This is a genomic window from Citrobacter sp. S39 (assembly GCF_009495675.1).
GTDB classification, from domain to species: Bacteria; Pseudomonadota; Gammaproteobacteria; order Enterobacterales; family Enterobacteriaceae; genus Citrobacter; species Citrobacter freundii.
Genome location: NZ_CP045555.1, coordinates 356,161 through 373,869, shown reverse-complemented (window position 1 = coordinate 373,869; position 17,709 = coordinate 356,161). Strand labels below are relative to the sequence as shown.

Annotated in this window: 15 protein-coding genes and 1 pseudogene; 7 read left to right on the top strand and 9 right to left on the bottom strand. The window is 54.0% G+C overall.

Annotated features, from left to right (window positions below):
* Window positions 1–42 precede the first annotated feature (42 nt).
* Genes argF (GFB57_RS01690) through arcA form a run of 3 tightly spaced genes read right to left on the bottom strand, consistent with a single transcriptional unit; the run spans window position 43 to window position 3,267 of the window.
* A complete protein-coding gene (gene argF / locus GFB57_RS01690) occupies window positions 43–1,047 on the bottom strand; it encodes an ornithine carbamoyltransferase (protein ID WP_003025826.1) in 1,005 nt (334 codons plus the stop codon).
* 57 nt (window positions 1,048–1,104) lie between these two features.
* On the bottom strand, window positions 1,105–2,037 hold the full coding sequence (gene arcC, locus GFB57_RS01685) for a carbamate kinase (protein WP_003025831.1): 933 nt from the start codon (window positions 2,035–2,037) through the stop codon (window positions 1,105–1,107).
* Between the two features lie 9 nt (window positions 2,038–2,046).
* On the bottom strand, window positions 2,047–3,267 hold the full coding sequence (arcA, locus tag GFB57_RS01680) for an arginine deiminase (RefSeq protein ID WP_003025834.1): 1,221 nt from the start codon (window positions 3,265–3,267) through the stop codon (window positions 2,047–2,049).
* A 672-nt stretch (window positions 3,268–3,939) separates the two neighbouring features.
* On the opposite strand from arcA, the gene GFB57_RS01675 reads away from it, so the two are divergent.
* Window positions 3,940–4,392: a YhcH/YjgK/YiaL family protein gene (locus GFB57_RS01675; protein ID WP_003025837.1), complete on the top strand. Its 453-nt coding sequence runs from the start codon at window positions 3,940–3,942 to the stop codon at window positions 4,390–4,392.
* A 106-nt stretch (window positions 4,393–4,498) separates the two neighbouring features.
* On the opposite strand, the gene argF (GFB57_RS01670) is transcribed toward GFB57_RS01675, so the two are convergent.
* Window positions 4,499–5,503 carry an ornithine carbamoyltransferase gene (argF, locus tag GFB57_RS01670; RefSeq protein WP_003025841.1) on the bottom strand — a complete coding sequence of 335 codons (1,005 nt, stop codon included), beginning with the start codon at window positions 5,501–5,503 and terminating at the stop codon, window positions 4,499–4,501.
* 163 nt (window positions 5,504–5,666) lie between these two features.
* On the opposite strand from argF (GFB57_RS01670), the gene rraB reads away from it, so the two are divergent.
* The 3 genes and pseudogenes from rraB (at window position 5,667) to GFB57_RS25845 (ending at window position 7,896) form a co-directional block, all read left to right on the top strand.
* Complete coding sequence (gene rraB, locus GFB57_RS01665) at window positions 5,667–6,092, top strand: ribonuclease E inhibitor RraB (protein WP_003025845.1); 426 nt, start codon at window positions 5,667–5,669, stop codon at window positions 6,090–6,092.
* 51 nt (window positions 6,093–6,143) lie between these two features.
* Window positions 6,144–6,902 carry a tRNA isopentenyl-2-thiomethyl-A-37 hydroxylase MiaE gene (gene miaE, locus GFB57_RS01660; RefSeq protein ID WP_003025847.1) on the top strand — a complete coding sequence of 253 codons (759 nt, stop codon included), beginning with the start codon at window positions 6,144–6,146 and terminating at the stop codon, window positions 6,900–6,902.
* A gap of 164 nt (window positions 6,903–7,066) precedes the next feature.
* Window positions 7,067–7,896: pseudogene (locus GFB57_RS25845) on the top strand (topoisomerase II).
* A gap of 26 nt (window positions 7,897–7,922) precedes the next feature.
* Here the strand turns inward: GFB57_RS25845 and GFB57_RS01645 are convergent.
* The 4 genes from GFB57_RS01645 to pepA form a co-directional block, all read right to left on the bottom strand.
* Window positions 7,923–8,426, bottom strand: coding sequence for a GNAT family N-acetyltransferase (locus GFB57_RS01645; protein WP_003025856.1), 504 nt, complete (start codon window positions 8,424–8,426; stop codon window positions 7,923–7,925).
* Window positions 8,427–8,645: 219 nt separating this feature from the next.
* Window positions 8,646–11,501 carry a valine--tRNA ligase gene (locus GFB57_RS01640; RefSeq protein WP_003025859.1) on the bottom strand — a complete coding sequence of 952 codons (2,856 nt, stop codon included), beginning with the start codon at window positions 11,499–11,501 and terminating at the stop codon, window positions 8,646–8,648.
* Window positions 11,501–11,944: a DNA polymerase III subunit chi gene (gene holC, locus GFB57_RS01635; RefSeq protein WP_003025862.1), complete on the bottom strand. Its 444-nt coding sequence runs from the start codon at window positions 11,942–11,944 to the stop codon at window positions 11,501–11,503. Before holC ends, GFB57_RS01640 begins: the two co-directional genes overlap by 1 nt.
* Window positions 11,945–12,062: 118 nt before the next feature.
* Entirely contained in the window at window positions 12,063–13,574 is a 1,512-nt protein-coding gene (gene pepA, locus GFB57_RS01630; RefSeq protein ID WP_003025870.1) for a leucyl aminopeptidase, read from the bottom strand.
* Window positions 13,575–13,727: 153 nt separating this feature from the next.
* Between pepA and GFB57_RS01625 the strand changes: the two genes are divergently transcribed.
* The 3 genes from GFB57_RS01625 (at window position 13,728) to lptG (ending at window position 16,023) form a co-directional block, all read left to right on the top strand.
* A complete protein-coding gene (locus GFB57_RS01625; protein WP_212723231.1) occupies window positions 13,728–13,778 on the top strand; it encodes a hypothetical protein in 51 nt (16 codons plus the stop codon).
* A gap of 62 nt (window positions 13,779–13,840) precedes the next feature.
* A complete protein-coding gene (gene lptF / locus GFB57_RS01620) occupies window positions 13,841–14,941 on the top strand; it encodes an LPS export ABC transporter permease LptF (RefSeq protein WP_003025873.1) in 1,101 nt (366 codons plus the stop codon).
* Window positions 14,941–16,023 carry an LPS export ABC transporter permease LptG gene (lptG, locus tag GFB57_RS01615; RefSeq protein WP_003025875.1) on the top strand — a complete coding sequence of 361 codons (1,083 nt, stop codon included), beginning with the start codon at window positions 14,941–14,943 and terminating at the stop codon, window positions 16,021–16,023. The genes lptF and lptG overlap by 1 nt, the downstream gene beginning before the upstream one ends.
* 101 nt (window positions 16,024–16,124) lie before the next feature.
* On the opposite strand, the gene GFB57_RS01610 is transcribed toward lptG, so the two are convergent.
* On the bottom strand, window positions 16,125–17,627 hold the full coding sequence (locus tag GFB57_RS01610) for a helicase HerA-like C-terminal domain-containing protein (protein ID WP_003025876.1): 1,503 nt from the start codon (window positions 17,625–17,627) through the stop codon (window positions 16,125–16,127).
* Between the last annotated feature and the right edge of the window lie 82 nt (window positions 17,628–17,709).

Sequence of the window (17,709 nt, the reverse complement as noted above, 5' to 3'; positions counted from 1 at the left end):
TAGCTTGGGCATATGCCGTCAGGCGACATACGCCCGCTGGGGTTAGTCGCCGAGGGTCGCTACCATTACCGCTTTAATGGTATGCATCCGGTTCTCTGCTTCGTCGAAGACGATGGAATGAGCTGACTCAAAAACCTCTTCCGTGACTTCAAGCCCTTTCAGGCCGTAGGCCATTTCGATTTCACGTCCAACCTTTGTGTGCTCGTTATGGAAGGCGGGCAGACAGTGCATAAATTTCACATTGGGGTTACCGGTTGCGTTGATGACCCGCTGGTTAATTTGATAGGGCGTCATCAGGCTAACGCGTTCTGCCCAGGCTTCTTTGGGTTCGCCCATAGAGACCCAGACATCGGTGTAGAGGAAATCGACGTCGTATACACCTTCCTCAACATCCTCTGTGAGCGTAATGCGTGCGCCAGTCACGCTGGCAATTTCACGGCATTCGGCAACCAGTGCCTCGTCAGGCCAGAAGGATTTAGGTGCGACCAGACGGATATCCATCCCCATTTTCGCTGCGCCAACCATCAGCGAATTACCCATGTTATTGCGGGCGTCACCGAGATAAGCGAAACTCAGTTCCGGCAAGGTTTTACCCGGCGCGTGTTCCAGCATGGTCATCAGATCCGCGAGGATCTGGGTGGGGTGAAATTCATTTGTCAGTCCATTCCAAACAGGAACTCCGGCAAATTGCCCCAGTTCCTCCACAATGTCCTGGCCGTATCCGCGATATTCAATGCCGTCGTACATGCGGCCTAGCACGCGGGCAGTATCTTTCATTGATTCTTTATGGCCGATCTGCGATCCGCTTGGGCCGAGATAGGTCACCTGTGCGCCTTGATCGAAAGCGCCGACTTCAAAGGCACAGCGGGTACGGGTTGAGGTTTTTTCGAAGATCAGCGCGATATTTTTACCGACCAGCGTCTGTCTTTCGCGCCCGGCCTTTTTTGCCGTTTTTAACTCGATAGCCAGATCGATCAGGTACTGGATTTCCGTCGGGGTGTAGTCCAGCAGTTTGAGAAAATTGCGATTTTTCAGGTTAACAGTCATGAAAATGTCCTTATGTAGGCCGGATAAGGCGAAGCCGTCATCCGGCAAAAAAAAGTCCTACGCGTTAGCGTCGGTGGTTTCGAGACGAATTAGCGTGCCTTTGTCGCCGGCGAGAATGGCCGGACCGTCGGCCAGTGAACCAATGCCAGCAATTCTCCGACAGTGAGAGACGAATTCCGCGCAGGCGGTGACTTTGGGGCCCATTGAACCGGCGTCGAATTGCATTTCACCGAGCAGTTCCGGGGTGACCTGGGACAGCGGGCGCTGGGTAGGTTTGCCCCAGTCGAGGTACACGGCATCAGCATCGGTGAGGATCAGCAACGCATCGGCATGGAGTTGGCGGGCGAGTAGGGCGGCGGAGAGATCCTTGTCGATCACCGCTTCAATGCCGTGGTAGCCATCGGCTTTTTCCACCACCGGTACGCCGCCTCCGCCGTTGCAAATCACCAGATGATCGCGGGCGATCAATGTACGAATGGCATCACTTTCAACGATACGTTTGGGTTGTGGAGAGGGCACAACGCGGCGGAACGCTTTGCCATCGGCTTTGAAAATCCAGCCCTTTTCCGCGTGTAGCGTTTTAGCCTGAGCGTCGTCGTAAATCGGTCCGATATATTTGGTCGGATTGCTGAAGGCTGGATCGCGGGCATCGACTTCAACCTGAGTCAGCAGCACACTAATTTCACGCTGTGGAAGCTGGTTTTTCAGCGCCTGTTGCAGCATATAGCCAATCATTCCCTGACTTTCCGCGCCGAGAATGTCGAGCGGATAGGGGGTGACGCTGGCATACGCACTGTTTTGCAACGCCAAAAGTCCAACCTGCGGGCCATTGCCGTGCACCAGAATCACGCGCCATTGCTGTGTGAGCTGAGCGATAGTTTTTGCCGCCAGCTCAATGTTCTTGCGCTGGATGTCAGCTTCCAGCGGCTCGCCGCGTTTGAGCAGCGCATTGCCGCCCAACGCCACAACCAGAGTAGGTTTGTTTTCCATGACTTCTCCTTAAATACCGTCGCGTTCCAGTGGGCAGCTCATGCAGCGTGCGCCGCCGCGTCCACGTCCAAGTTCGTCGCCAGGAATGGGTAAAACGGTGATGCCTGCTTTGTCGTATTTCTCGTTGGTCCAGATGTTGCGCTCGTAACCCACCACCACACCGGGGCGTAGCGTCAGGACGTTGTTGGCGTCATTCCACTGTTCGCGTTCAGCTTCGAAGGCGTCGCCTCCGGTGGTTATCAGCGTGATTTGGTCGAGGCCCAGCGCTTTTTCGAGGGCATGTACCAGAGTACTTTCCTGGGTGCGTTTCAAGCCGCCGCGCCCGTCTGGCGTCAGGGTCCAGCACTGGACATCCGGGCGTACCACTTCCGGGTAGACGGAGAAGGTATCAATATCAATGTGGGTCATGACGGTATCGAGGTGCATACAGGAGCGATGTTTCGGCAGTTCAACCGCGATGACGCGTTCAGCCTGGCGATGCTTAAACAGCGACTGGGCAAGGAATTCAATGCCCTGCGGCGTGGTGCGTTCCGACATACCGATGAGTACCGCGCCGCGACCAATGACCAGCACATCTCCACCTTCTAATGTGGCGTGGTCGTAATTAATATTTTCATCGCCGAAATATTTAATAAATTCACCATCAGCAAATTGAGGGTGCCAACGGTAGATCGCCCGCAGGTTATTGGTTTCTCTTTGCCGCGCGGTTTTTGCCATTGGGTTAATTGACACACCGTTATATATCCAGCATGAGGTGTCGCGGGTAAATAAGTGGTTTGGTAATGGCTTCATAATAAAGTCATTAATATCGTGAGTATCGACCACCATATTTTTGATTGAGGCAGGAATTTCTCCGTAGGTTAGCCCACCGCTTAAATGCCGGGCGAGTTCCCGATGCTGCATATCTGCAAGCCAGGCACGAATATCCGTGGCGAAAGCTGGGCCAAGGCGATAATCAGATATTTGTGTCTCCAGCAACCAGTCTTTGGCATCTTGGACATCTAAGGTTTGTGTCAATAAATCAGTGAGTAACAGAACCTCAATCCCTTGCTGACGTAACGTGTTGGCGAAAATGTCATGCTCTTCTCCTGCACGTTCTACCGAAAGAACATCATCAAAAAGCAGTTCCTGGCAATTTGATGGCGTCAGCCTTTTTAAGCTGAGATTAGGGCGATGTAGCATTACGCTACGTAATTGACCGATTTCAGACCCGACATAATGCTTTTCCATCATTATTCCTTTAATACGATTTTAAAAAATAAAGAGGATGTGCCTGCAAATAATATTTATTGCAGTCATGACTTTTCAGCTGATTTCGGAATCTATATTTAGATCTTATTTGATGAGGAAACGTGATTTATTTCACAGTCAGGTCGATATTTGACTTTTGATGTTTAATTTATGATATGGCTCGGAGAATTAATAAAATAAAAACATGAATAATTGAATTACTACGCGGGAATATGTCTTGTTATTTATCGGTGTTAATTTTATGTACACTTTTAGTGTGCTGTAATATAAGTAATACATTGATTTATTTGTGCTTTTTTCTGTGTTGTGAATTATTATGCGAATATATGATTTTATTATTTGCGCGGTAAAGTTCATTTCAAAATAAATATGACGATGAAGAAGGATAGCGAAGGAGAGGTGAACTGTGATCGATAGCTGGTTTTTCTAATAAAACTTTTAATAACAGTTGGTTACTGATCTGTTTGAAAAAGGGTGGCCGAAAGTTATGCAAAGTTTATGCATAACCTGTTGCTGAGAGTTAGCAATTATTTAACACCATCAGCGATAAACATGCGTTGACGCAAAATATCGGCAAATAGCAGTAGTATGGCAGGCCGTTTTTTCGTATAACAACTAAAATGAAACGATGTTTTAATTAAGGGGTTTGAGATGATTGTTGGCAATATTCACAACCTGGATGCCTGGCTGCCGGAAGAGCTGCGTCAGGCAATTGAACACATTAAAGCGCATGTGACGGATGCGACGGAAAAAGGTAAGCACGACATTGACGGCGATCGCCTGTTTTATCTGATTGCCGAAGATATGACGGAGCCGTTCGCACAGCGCCGCGCCGAATATCACGCTCGCTATCTGGATATTCAGATCCTGCTCAAAGGCCAGGAAGGAATGAACTTCAGCACGCAGCCTGCGGGCGCGCCGGAAACTGACTGGCTGGCGGATAAAGATATCGCCTTCCTGCCGGAAGGGGTACAGGAGAAAACGGTGGTGCTGAACGAAGGTGATTTCGTGGTGTTCTATCCGGGTGAAGTGCATAAACCGCTGTGCGCGGTCGGAGCTCCAGCGTTGGTACGCAAAGCCGTGGTGAAAATGCAAGTGGCATAAGCGTATTTGCCGGGGGCGGCTTCGCCTTGCCCGGTCTACGGGAGCGCGGTTGTAGGCCGGATAAGATGCTTAGCATCGCCATCCGGCATTCTTTTCATCCATGCCCTCACTTCGCCAGCGTCGCCACCATCACCGCTTTGATGGTGTGCATCCGGTTTTCCGCCTGATCAAATACGATGCTGGCGGGTGATTCAAAGACCTCATCGGTCACTTCCATACCGCCGTGCAGACCATATTCCTGTGCCATTTGTTTGCCAACCGTGGTTTGATCGTCATGAAATGCGGGCAGGCAGTGCAGGAATTTCACCTGTGGATTGCCGGTCAACGCCATCATCGTGCTATTAACCTGGTACTTACGCAGCAGCGCAATACGTTCGGCCCACTTCTCTTTTGCTTCGCCCATTGATACCCAGACGTCGGTATAGATAAAGTCCGCACCTTTCACGCCCGCGGCGACATCTTCGGTCAGCGTAATATTGCCACCGTTTTTCTGTGCCAGCGCTTTGCACTCTGCAACCAGACTTTCCTCTGGCCAGCAGGCCTGCGGTGCGACCAGGCGCAGATCCAGCCCGGTTAACGCAGCGGCTTCCAGCATGGAATTGCCCATATTGTTGCGGGCATCACCGGTGTAGACCAGCGTCATCTCATTAAACGCTTTACCCGGCAGGTGTTCCTGCATAGTTAACAGATCCGCCAGCAGCTGGGTGGGATGAAACTCGTTGGTTAATCCGTTCCACACCGGAACTCCGGCATATTCCGCCAGCGTCTCGACAATCTCCTGGCCGTGGCCCCGATACTGAATACCGTCGTACATGCGGCCGAGCACGCGGGCGGTGTCTTTGATCGACTCTTTATGGCCAATCTGGCTGCCGCTTGGCCCGAGATACGTCACGCGAGCACCCTGGTCGTATGCGGCAACTTCGAAAGAGCAACGGGTTCGGGTTGAGTCTTTTTCGAAGATGAGCGCGATGTTTTTACCGGTGAGCTTTGCGACTTCAGTGCCGTTTTTCTTATCTGCCTTTAGCTGCGCGGCGAGCTGGAGCAGTGACGTGAGTTCAGCAGAGGTGAAATCAAGCAGTTTCAAAAAATGTTTATGATAAAACGCAGACATGGTTCCCTCACATGGCTTAGGCTATTTATTGAATTAAAATTCAATTTATATGGATGTTTATTCATTTGCAACCTTGTTTAACAAATCTTTCCTGGAAAGGTGGAGGCAATGACAGCGGTATGTGACAATAAGAGTATCGGCAGGACATTATGAGGAACGAGCCATGGCAAACCCGGAACTACTGGAAGAACAGCGTGAAGAAACGCGCTTGATTATTGAAGAGTTACTCGAAGATGGCAGCGATCCAGACGCGCTGTACACCATTGAGCATCACCTTTCCGCGGATGACTTCGAAACCCTGGAAAAAGCGGCAGTAGAAGCCTTCAAGCTGGGTTATGAAGTGACCGAGCCGGAAGAGCTGGAAGTGGAAGAAGGCGACACGGTTATTTGCTGTGATATTTTGAGCGAATGTGCACTGAATGCGGAGTTGATCGATGCTCAGGTTGAGCAACTGATGAACCTGGCTGAAAAATATGATGTGGAATACGACGGTTGGGGCACCTATTTTGAAGACCCGAACGGCGAAGAAGGTGAAGACGGCGACGATGAAGATCTCGTCGACGAAGATGATGACGGCGTGCGTCACTAAGTCATCTACTGACCTGCGGTAGCCCAGGCTGCCGCAGGCCAAGGACAATGTATGGATTACCTGCAAATACTCTCCCCGATCCACAATTTCCTGCACTGTAAAACGCCCCAGGCCTGGCTTGATAAAGCGCGAGACCCGGCTAATCTGCCTCTGTTATTGACCGATCACCTCGTCTGTGAGCTGAAAGCGGCGCAAACGGCGATGCTGCTGGTGCGTAAGTATGTCGCAGATAAACAGGGATCTCAGGCGCTGCTGGACTGGCTGAAACCCTATGAAGCGTTTGCTTTCAGAGAAGGGGATGAGCCGGATTTTATCGCGCTGAATAAACAGATAAGCAAAAGCGTGATGCCGCAAACCGACGACCCGTGGGGACGCAAGCTTATCGACAGCATGGTTTTGCTGATCAAGGAAGAACTGCATCATTTCTGGCAGGTGCGTGAGGCGATGATGAGTCGCAACATTCCCTATATTAAGATTACCGCCAGCCGTTACGCCAAAGGCATGCTCAAAGAGGTGCGCACCCACGAGCCGCTGACATTAATCGATAAACTGATTTGCGGGGCTTACATTGAGGCGCGTTCCTGTGAACGGTTCGCCGCGCTCGCACCGTATCTGGATAACGATTTGCAGGCGTTTTATCTGTCGCTGCTGCGATCCGAGGCGCGGCACTATCAGGATTACCTGGCGCTGGCGCAGCAGGTTTCAACCGATGATATCAGTCGCCGGGTGCAGTTTTTTGGCGAAGTAGAAGCCGCGTTGATCACCTCTCCTGACGATGAATTCCGCTTTCACAGCGGTGTGCCAGCTTAGTTCCTTTCTTTGGCGCGCGGTGCCCATCGCCGCGCGGTTTAATCCTTCCTGTTTCTGTTAGCAAAATCTGGTGGCTGGAAATAGCTCGCTGCTGCCGTAATAATCAAAACATCGAAGGGGAAATATATCCCTGTAACAGAGACGATTTGGCATAAGGATGGTTAATGAACTGGGCACACGTTTTGTTGGCAGGTTATATCGGGGCGGTGATTGCTATCGTCGTCGGCATGTTTCGCAAAAAAGGCTGGCTGGGCAAGGTCTCAGGCGCGGTGGTCTTTGTGGTGGCGATTATCGCGTGGAATCTGTTTGATGTGCACTACCTGATCCCACGCGAAAGCCCTGATTATGGTCTGACGGATGCGCAGAAATTTGAAAACGCGATGCTGTCCATGCCCGTTTATCAGGTGCTTAAGGAGCAGGAGCCAGCGCTGTGGCAGAACATCCTCACCCAGGCAACGAAGCTGAAAGAGGCGGGGAAAAGCGAACAGCAGATTATCGACGCTATTCAGCCGCAGATCCTACAGGTACAGATGGCGCGTTTGCAGCAGGCGCCTGATGCCAACGTGATCGAGTATATGAAGATTAATCTCGAGCAGATTGCCGCGGTGGCAAAAGTGGGCAATGACGAATGTTTTCGCTTTTTATTCCCGGCAGTGAAGGCGGGATTAACCCGGTGCGTATTATTCCGCGCGAGCTCATGAACCGTCGTATGGCCAGCGACATGAGTATGATGCACGCGGCCTATGGCCCGAACAAACATACGGTTACGGCGGAAGAAAAACAGTTGGCACTTCAGGATCTGCAATCCATCAGTCCGGGGCTGGTACAGCGCTTTGGACCGGATATCCAAATCATGGCCGATCCGAGTAAAGGCGTGGGCAAAGAGAAAGTCGCCTGTGAAATGGTGCAAGATTTATGGTCACAGGTGCTGAAGCTGCCAACCGCTCGCGCGGCTGGCGTTATTCGACTGATGCTCTCAGCCGAGATGCAGTAACGCGGTTAAAGCCTCTCGGCGTAAGGTCAGAGGGGCTTTAACATTCGCACTTCACAATCTACGTGCCCGGTACAGCCCAGCGCTTCGCTGATATGCTCAAAGCCTAAATGCTCATACAGGCGAATTGCCTCAGTCAGAAAAGCCGTGGTCTCAAGATAGCACTGCTTAAAACCTTGCTCACGGGCATGTTCAAGCGCCATCAGCGCCAGTTTTTTCGCCAGCCCCTGACCGCGCGCACTCGACAGGAAGTACATCTTTTGCAGCTCGCAAATGTCTGGTTCACTACATCCTAACGGTGCAACACCGCCGCCGCCCACGACTTCACCGTTTTGCTCAACCACCCAGTAGGCCGCGCCCGGCTGGCTGTAAACCTGGAACAATTCGTCCAGATTAGGGTCGGCAACGGTGTAGCCTTTATCGGCGGTCAGGCCGTATTCAGCGGAAACTTTGCGGATAACGCGGGCAATTGCGGCGTTATCATCGGCAGAAATTCGGCGCAGCGTTGCCGCGACGGAGGTAATGGCACTCATAGCGAACTCATGACATAAAAGTGAGACATATGCAGTTAATACCACTGCGGTGAGGGGAAGCGCAAGCGAGGATAATTCAATAAAAAGCCTCTGAGCATATGCGTCAGAGGCTTTTATTGTCTGCGGCGTCGGATGCGCAACACTTATCCGACCTACGTTGACGGTGCCCGTAGGCCGGATAAGCGCAAGCGCCATCCGGCAAACGTACAGGCACGATGATTACAGCGCGGCGATAACTGCCTGCTGCTCAATCAGCTTCGCTTTCGCTTCTGCGTAACCGTCCAGCTTCTCACGCTCTTTGGCGATGACCGCTTCCGGTGCGCGGACAACGAAACCTTCGTTGGACAGTTTGCCTTCGATACGGGCAATCTCACCTTCGATTTTCGCCACTTCTTTCGCCAGACGCGCCAGCTCATCTTCTTTGTTGATGAGGCCAGCCATCGGGATCAGCAACTCGGCGCCGTCGATGATTTTGGTCACGGAGACCGGACCTTTGTCATCGGCTGGCAGCACGGTGATGCTTTCCAGACGCGCCAGGTTAAGCAGGAAGCTCTTGTTGTCGTTTACACGACGCATCGCATCCGCGCTGCAACCACGCAGCAGCAGCTCCAGCGGTTTGCCCGGGGCAATGTTCATTTCCGCGCGAATATTACGTACGGCAACAATCGCCTGCTTCAGCCATTCGGTATCGGCCAGCGCCGCTTCGTCTACCTGAGCCGCGTTATATTCCGGGAACGGCTGCAGCATGATGGTATCTGCGGTGTTGCCACAAATCACTTTCACGCGCTGCCAGATGGTTTCGGTGATGAACGGAATGATCGGGTGCGCCAGGCGCAGCAGGCCTTCCAGCACGGTGACCAGCGTATTACGGGTGCCGCGCAGTTCAGCATCAGTTCCTCCGGTCATTACCGGCTTGGTCAGCTCCAGATACCAGTCGCAGAACTGGTTCCAGGTGAACTCGTACAGGATGCCCGCAGCGATATCGAAGCGGAAGTTATCCAGCGCTTCGCGGTACGCTTTGATGGTCTGGTTGAATTCAGCGAGGATCCAGCGGTCTGCCAGAGACAGAGTCATTTCGCCGCCGTTGAAGCCGCAATCATTTCCTTCAGTGTTCATCAGCACGAAGCGGCTGGCGTTCCACAGCTTGTTACAGAAGTTACGGTAACCTTCCAGACGCTTCATATCCCAGTTGATATCGCGGCCGGTCGAAGCCAGCGCCGCCAGGGTAAAGCGCAGGGCGTCGGTGCCGTGCGGCTCAATACCGTTCGGGAACTGCTTCTCGGTACGTTTGGCAATCTTCTCAGCCAACTGCGGCTGCATCATGTTGCCGGTGCGTTTCTCCAGCAGCTCCGGCAGTGAGATACCGTCGACCATATCCAGCGGATCGATAACGTTGCCCTTGGATTTGGACATCTTCTGGCCTTCGTCATCACGGATCAGACCGGTCATGTAGACGGTCTTAAACGGAACCTGCGGCTTGCCGTTTTCATCTTTGATGAAGTGCATGGTCATCATGATCATGCGGGCAATCCAGAAGAAGATGATGTCGAAGCCGGAAACCATCACGCTGGTTGGGTGGAACTGACGCAGCGCGTCGGTGTTTTCCGGCCAGCCCAGGGTAGAGAAGGTCCACAGCGCGGAGGAGAACCAGGTATCCAGAACGTCTTCGTCCTGACGAAGCTGAACGTCGGCGCCGAGGTTGTTTTCCTGACGCACTTCGTCTTCGGTACGGCCAACGTAGACGTTGCCGTCGTTGTCATACCATGCCGGGATACGGTGACCCCACCACAACTGACGGGAAATACACCAGTCCTGAATGTCACGCATCCAGGAGAAGTACATGTTTTCGTACTGCTTCGGTACGAACTGAATTTCGCCGTTTTCAACCGCTTCAACCGCCGGTTTCGCCAGCACGTCGGCACGCACGTACCACTGGTCGGTCAGCATCGGTTCGATAACCACGCCACCACGGTCGCCGTAAGGCACGGTCAGGTCGTGCGGTTTAATTTCTTCCAGCAGGCCCAGCGCATCAATGGCAGCGACGATCGCTTTACGCGCGGCAAAGCGTTCCAGCTTCTGGAACTCAGCCGGGATTGCGTTGGAGTAAACGTCGGACTCTTCACCTTTGGTGTCGTACACTTCCGCGGTTTCACGGATGTCACCGTCAAAGGTCAGAATGTTGATCATCGGCAGGCCGTGACGTTTCCCGACTTCGTAGTCGTTAAAGTCGTGTGCCGGGGTGATCTTCACGCAGCCGGTGCCTTTTTCCATATCGGCATGTTCGTCGCCGACGATCGGAATACGGCGGTCAACCAGCGGCAGAATAACGAATTTGCCGATCAGATCTTTATAGCGCGGATCTTCCGGGTTCACGGCCACGCCGGTGTCGCCCAGAATGGTTTCCGGACGGGTAGTCGCCACGACCAGGTAATCTTTACCGTCTGCGGTTTTCGCGCCGTCGGCCAGCGGATAGCGGATGTGCCACATGGAGCCTTTAGACTCGCGGTTTTCCACTTCCAGGTCAGAGATGGCGGTGCGCAGTTTCGGGTCCCAGTTTACTAGGCGCTTGCCACGGTAAATCAGGTCTTCTTTGTACAGGCGAACGAAGACTTCTTTCACGGCATTGGAAAGGCCTTCGTCCATGGTGAAGCGCTCGCGCTCCCAGTCAACGGAGTTGCCGAGACGGCGCATCTGACGGGTAATGGTGCCGCCGGATTCCGCTTTCCACTGCCAAATTTTATCGATAAACGCTTCGCGACCGTAGTCGTGACGGGTTTTACCTTCTTCAGCGGCAATCTTACGCTCAACCACCATCTGGGTAGCGATACCCGCGTGGTCGGTACCAGCCTGCCACAGGGTGTTTTTACCCTGCATGCGCTGGTAGCGAATCATGGTATCCATGATGGTTTGCTGGAAAGCATGACCCATATGCAAACTGCCGGTGACGTTCGGCGGCGGGATCATGATGCAGAAGGACTCTTTGCTTTCATCGCCGTTAGGTTTGAAATAGCCCTGCTTTTCCCAGTGCTCGTAAAGCGGCTGTTCGATATCTTGTGGGTTGTATGTCTTTTCCATTATTTCCAGGTTGCCGTATTCAGGTTAAAACCAGCCACGCGGTAAGCTTTGTAGCGATCGCGTGCCGATTGTTTCAAAGAATCTTCGTAAGGAACGAAGTCTATCACTTCTGTGAAAGCGGTGGCAAAATCTGCAAAGCCAACGCGCAAACTGATGAGCAGGTCGCGCGGGCTGCTATTGCGTTTCTCCGGCCAGGCAATCTCTACCGGCGCGCCGCCTCTGGGGCCTTCGCCCGCCAGATTATGCGGAACAAAGCTTTCTGCCGGTCTTGCCCACAGGGCTTCATCCAGTCGAAGAGCCTGCTTTTCGTTTTCACAGGCGATAAGCACGCGCTTGCCAGCCCGCCAACGTTCTGCGGCAATTTCACACACCAGTTGCTCGACGGCGCTTAAACCATCTTGTTGTGTGTCGTTGTCCAGAAGATAGAACGTCGCATTCTTCATATATGGGGCTTCTTGTGGTGGATTTAAATGCAAAGCCGGGTGGCGCTACGCTTACCCGGCCTACGGTTGAGTGACGTTGTAGGCCGGGTAAGGCGAAGCCGCCACCCGGCGTTTTACATCACTCTTCGCCGTTAAAACCCGCGCGATTGAGCAGGAACTGCGACAGTAACGCGACCGGACGACCGGTTGCACCTTTGGCTTTACCGGAGCGCCATGCGGTTCCGGCGATATCCAGGTGCGCCCAGTTGTACTTACGGGTAAAGCGTGACAGGAAGCAGCCCGCGGTAATGGCGCCGCCAGGGCGTCCGCCGATGTTCGCCATATCCGCAAAGTTAGACTCTAACTGCTCCTGGTATTCATCACCCAGCGGCAAACGCCACGCGCGGTCGCCAGCCTGCTCGGACGCACCGATCAGCTCATGCGCCAGCGGGTTGTGGTTCGACATCAGGCCGGTGATGTGATGGCCCAGCGCAATCACGCACGCGCCGGTCAGGGTCGCAACGTCAATCACCGCCTCCGGCTCAAAGCGCTCGACGTAGGTTAACACGTCGCACAGCACCAGACGGCCTTCGGCGTCGGTATTGAGCACTTCAACGGTCTGACCAGACATGGTGGTCAGCACGTCGCCTGGGCGATACGCGCGGCCACCCGGCATATTTTCGCAGCCCGCCAGTACTCCGACGACGTTGATGGGCAACTGAAGCTCGGCCACCATGCGCATTACGCCGTACACAGCCGCCGCGCCGCACATGTCGTACTTCATCTCATCCATGCCTTCGGCTGGTTTGATGGAGATACCGCCGGAGTCGAAGGTTAACCCTTTACCGACCAGTACAATTGGACGCGCGTCTTCGGACGGGTTGCCTTTGTACTCGATGACTGACATCAGCGACTCGTTCTGCGAACCGTGACCGACGGCGAGATAAGAGTGCATACCCAGCTCTTTCATCTGCTGCTCGCCGATCACGCGGGTCACAACATTTTTGCTGTAGCTGTCTGCCAACTGACGCGCCTGAGAGGCCAGATAAGCTGCGTTACAGATGTTCGGCGGCATGTTGCCGAGATCTTTCGCCGCTTTAATGCCAGCGGCGATTGCCAGACCGTGTTGGATCGCACGCTCACCGCTGGTCAGCTCGCGGCGGGTCGGCACGTTGAAGACCATTTTACGCAGCGGGCGACGCGGCTCGCTTTTGTTGGTCTTCAACTGGTCAAAGCTGTACAGCGTTTCCTGTGCCGTCTCAACGGCCTGGCGCACTTTCCAGTAGTTATTGCGCCCTTTGACGTGCAGCTCAGTCAGAAAGCAGACGGCTTCCATTGAGCCAGTATCATTCAGCGTATTGATGGTTTTCTGAATGACCTGCTTGTACTGGCGCTCGTCAAGTTCGCGCTCTTTGCCACAACCAATGAGGAGAATTCGCTCAGACAGAACGTTAGGAACATGGTGCAGCAACAGGGTTTGACCCGGTTTGCCTTCCAGTTCGCCACGACGCAGCAGTGCGCTGATGTACCCGTCGCTGATCTTGTCGAGCTGCTCTGCAATCGGAGAGAGGCGGCGTGGTTCAAAGACACCCACGACGATGCACGCACTCCGCTGTTTCTCCGGGCTACCGCTTTTTACACTGAACTCCATGCACTACGCTCCTGAATCTTAAAGACAACAGCGGTGGCTACGGATAGAATTGCAAGCTTTCGTAACTCATACCCGCTGTTGCGGTGACTTCGTGTTAATCTTAACGTTATTACGGCATTGGCACGTCAGAACAATTTCTGAGAGGTGGATCCGTTGAGTATAATGATCTTAGCGACGATTTCGACGACTCAAGAGAATAAATGACGTTTAAGCCATGAAACAAGCTAAATTCCGGCAAAAGACGGGTTTTTACGGGCGTATTTAAAGTGATAATCATAAGATATCTGGTTCGGGAAACGCTCAAAAGCCAACTTGCGATCCTATTCATCCTGCTTTTGATCTTCTTTTGTCAAAAGTTGGTCAGGATCCTTGGTGCGGCTGTTGACGGTGATATCCCGGCAAATCTGGTGCTCTCGCTGCTGGGGCTGGGCGTGCCAGAAATGGCGCAACTTATCTTGCCCTTAAGCCTGTTCCTCGGGCTGCTGATGACGCTGGGCAAACTGTATACCGAAAGTGAAATTACGGTCATGCATGCCTGCGGGCTGAGCAAGGCTGTGCTTGTTAAAGCGGCGATGGTGCTGGCGTTGTTTACCAGTATTATTGCGGCGGTCAACGTGATGTGGGCCGGACCGTGGTCCTCCAGACATCAGGACGAAGTCCTGGCGGAGGCGAAAGCGAACCCCGGTATGGCGGCGCTTGCTCAGGGGCAATTCCAGCAGGCGACCAACGGCAGTTCGGTGCTGTTTATCGAAAGCGTTGACGGCAGCAACTTCAAAGACGTGTTCCTCGCGCAAATCCGTCCGAAAGGCAACGCTCGTCCTTCGGTCGTCGTAGCCGATTCCGGACATCTTACCCAATTGCGCGATGGCTCTCAGGTTGTGACGTTAAACCAGGGGACGCGCTTTGAAGGTACCGCGCTGCTGCGCGATTTCCGCATTACCGACTTCCAGGATTATCAGGCGATTATCGGCCATCAGGCCGTGGCGCTGGATCCAAACGATACCGAACAGATGACCATGCGTACGCTGCTGGCGACCGACACCGATCGCGCCCGCGCGGAGCTGACCTGGCGTATCACGTTAGTATTCACCGTATTTATGATGGCGCTGATGGTTGTACCGCTGAGCGTGGTAAACCCGCGTCAGGGTCGCGTGCTGTCGATGCTGCCAGCAATGCTGCTCTATTTGCTGTTCTTCCTGGTTCAGACATCGCTGAAGTCGAACGGTGGCAAAGGTAAGCTGGATCCGGTGTTCTGGATGTGGGTGGTTAACCTGGCTTATCTGGCGCTGGCGATTGTGCTTAACCTCTGGGATACGGTGCCGATGCGCCGCTTGCGTGCCTGTTTTATGCGCAAAGGAGCGGTATAATGCAGCCTTTTGGTGTACTTGACCGCTATATCGGTAAAACCATTTTCACCACCATCATGATGACGCTGTTCATGCTGGTGTCGCTCTCCGGGATCATCAAGTTCGTTGACCAGCTGAAAAAAGCCGGGCAGGGGAGCTACGATGCGATGGGCGCCGGGCTGTATACCCTGCTCAGTGCGCCGAAAGATATCCAGATCTTCTTCCCGATGGCGGCGCTGCTGGGGGCATTGCTGGGGCTGGGCATGCTGGCCCAGCGCAGTGAACTGGTGGTGATGCAGGCTTCTGGCTTTACCCGTATGCAGGTGGCGTTGTCGGTGATGAAAACCGCGATTCCGCTGGTGCTGCTGACGATGGCCATTGGCGAATGGGTCGCACCGCAGGGTGAACAGATGGCGCGTAACTACCGTGCGCAGCAGATGTACGGCGGCTCGCTGCTCTCTACCCAGCAGGGTTTGTGGGCGAAAGACGGTGACAGCTTTGTCTACATCGAGCGGGTGAAAGGCGAGGCCGAGCTGGGCGGGATTAGCATCTACTCGTTTAACGACAAGCGCCGTCTGCAGTCTGTACGCTACGCTGCGAGCGCGACGTTTGACCCGGAGCAGAAGGTTTGGCGTTTGTCGCAGGTGGATGAATCCAACCTGACCGATCCGAAACAAATCACCGGCTCGCAGACGGTGAGCGGCACCTGGAAAACCAATCTGACGCCCGACAAGCTCGGCGTCGTGGCGTTGGATCCTGACGCGCTGTCGATTAGCGGACTGCATAACTACGTGAAGTACCTGAAGTCGAGCGGCCAGGATGCCGGACGCTACCAGCTCAATATGTGGAGCAAAGTCTTCCAGCCTCTGTCAGTGGCGGTCATGATGCTGATGGCGTTGTCGTTTATCTTTGGTCCGCTGCGTAGCGTCCCGATGGGTGTGCGTGTGGTGACGGGGATTAGCTTCGGTTTTGTGTTCTATGTGCTGGACCAAATCTTTGGCCCGCTGACGCTGGTGTACGGCATTCCGCCGATTATCGGTGCGCTGCTGCCAAGCGCCAGCTTCTTCCTGATAAGCCTGTGGCTGATGCTGCGTAAATCGTAATCATAGTAATCGTAGGCCTGATGGCGTTGCGCTTTTCAGGCCTACTCCGGGCCCGTAGGCCGGATAAGGCGTTAAGCCGCCATCCGGCAACGTAATACGGGCTAGCGTTTTCTCCCGCCCATCAAACTCCCCAACATGCCGCGGATTATCTGATTAGTAACCTGTCGCGCCGCGCTTTTCGCCACGCTCTGTACCACGCCATCGCGCTTGCCGCCGCGCGGCCCTGTGCTGCCAAATAAAATATCCTTCAATCCACCGAGAATACCGCCGTCCACCTCGACCGCTTTACCGTTGGCGGGAGGCGTATTTTGCTGCTCGGTACTGGCCTGCACGCCCTGCTGTAAACGTTCATAGGCGGACTCTCGGTCGATATCTTCTTCATATTTGCCGTACAGCGAAGAGTGATTAATCAGCCCGTTGCGCTCGTCGTCCGTCACCGGTCCCATCCGTGAGCAGGGAGCAATCACCATCGCCCGTTCAACCACCGACGGGCTGCCTTTGGCGTCCAGAAACGACACCAGCGCCTCGCCGGTTCCCAGCTCCTGAATGGCTTTTTCGGTATCAAATGCCGGGTTGGCGCGCATGGTTTGCGCCGCGGTTTTCACCGCTTTCTGATCTTTCGGCGTGAACGCGCGCAGGGCGTGCTGCACGCGGTTGCCCAACTGACCAAGCACATTGTCCGGAATATCCGACGGGTTTTGCGAGACGAACCACACGCCGACCCCTTTCGAGCGGATCAGACGGATCACCTGTTCGATTTTATCCAGCAACACCTGCGGGGCATCGTTGAACAGCAGGTGCGCTTCATCAAAGAAGAACACCAGTTTTGGTTTCTCCAGATCGCCCGCCTCCGGCAACTGTTCGTACAGTTCAGAGAGCATCCACAGCAGGCTGGCGGCGTACAGTTTGGGCATCTGGTAGAGCTTCTCGGCGCTGAGAATATTAATCATCCCTTTGCCGCTGGCGTCGGTACGCATCCAGTCTTTGATGTCCAGCATCGGTTCGCCAAAGAAGTGCGCCGCTCCCTGCTGCTCCAGCGACAGCAGTCCGCGCTGGATAGCCCCGACCGAAGCGCTGCTGATATTGCCGTACTGATTTTGGAAGGATTTAGCGTTATCGCCGATGTACTGAGTGATGGCCCGCAGGTCTTTGAAATCGAGCAGCAGCAGGCCCTGGTCATCGGCAATGCGGAAGATAATATCCAGCACGCCGGACTGAACGTCGTTGAGATTCAACAGACGGGCCAGCAGCAGCGGTCCGAGGTCAGATACCGTGGCTCGCACCGGGTGACCCTTTTCGCCGAAGATATCCCACACCGTGACCGGATTACCATGCGGTTGCCAGTCGGTAATGCCGATGTTTTTCAGGCGGGCGAGCAGCTTTTCAGAGGCTTGTCCTTCCTCGGCCACGCCGGTTAAGTCACCTTTCACATCGGCCATAAATACCGGTACGCCAATCTCGGACAACGATTCGGCCAGCTTTTGTAGTGTGACGGTTTTACCAGTCCCGGTCGCGCCGGTAATCAGCCCGTGACGGTTGGCCATGCCTGGTAGTAAAAACAGTTCGGTGTCCGGCGTGCGGGCAATTAGCAGGGGTGCGCTCATTGAGATTTCCTCCATTTATCCTGCCTGGAGTATAGGCAACCGTGACGCACTCTTCACCGCTAAATTGCGGAGATTGTGAGGA

Excerpts from the sequence above, each read along its gene's own strand:
- lptG (WP_003025875.1), top strand. The coding sequence starts at position 14,941 with ATGCAGCCTTTTGGTGTACTTGACCGCTATATCGGTAAAACCATTTTC.
- GFB57_RS01645 (WP_003025856.1), bottom strand. The coding sequence starts at position 8,426 with ATGAGTGCCATTACCTCCGTCGCGGCAACGCTGCGCCGAATTTCTGCC.
- pepA (WP_003025870.1), bottom strand. The coding sequence starts at position 13,574 with ATGGAGTTCAGTGTAAAAAGCGGTAGCCCGGAGAAACAGCGGAGTGCG.
- argF (WP_003025841.1), bottom strand. The coding sequence starts at position 5,503 with ATGTCTGCGTTTTATCATAAACATTTTTTGAAACTGCTTGATTTCACC.
- arcC (WP_003025831.1), bottom strand. The coding sequence starts at position 2,037 with ATGGAAAACAAACCTACTCTGGTTGTGGCGTTGGGCGGCAATGCGCTG.
- GFB57_RS01675 (WP_003025837.1), top strand. The coding sequence starts at position 3,940 with ATGATTGTTGGCAATATTCACAACCTGGATGCCTGGCTGCCGGAAGAG.
- GFB57_RS01640 (WP_003025859.1), bottom strand. The coding sequence starts at position 11,501 with ATGGAAAAGACATACAACCCACAAGATATCGAACAGCCGCTTTACGAG.
- GFB57_RS01610 (WP_003025876.1), bottom strand. The coding sequence starts at position 17,627 with ATGAGCGCACCCCTGCTAATTGCCCGCACGCCGGACACCGAACTGTTT.
- arcA (WP_003025834.1), bottom strand. The coding sequence starts at position 3,267 with ATGGAAAAGCATTATGTCGGGTCTGAAATCGGTCAATTACGTAGCGTA.
- rraB (WP_003025845.1), top strand. The coding sequence starts at position 5,667 with ATGGCAAACCCGGAACTACTGGAAGAACAGCGTGAAGAAACGCGCTTG.
- miaE (WP_003025847.1), top strand. The coding sequence starts at position 6,144 with ATGGATTACCTGCAAATACTCTCCCCGATCCACAATTTCCTGCACTGT.
- argF (WP_003025826.1), bottom strand. The coding sequence starts at position 1,047 with ATGACTGTTAACCTGAAAAATCGCAATTTTCTCAAACTGCTGGACTAC.
- holC (WP_003025862.1), bottom strand. The coding sequence starts at position 11,944 with ATGAAGAATGCGACGTTCTATCTTCTGGACAACGACACACAACAAGAT.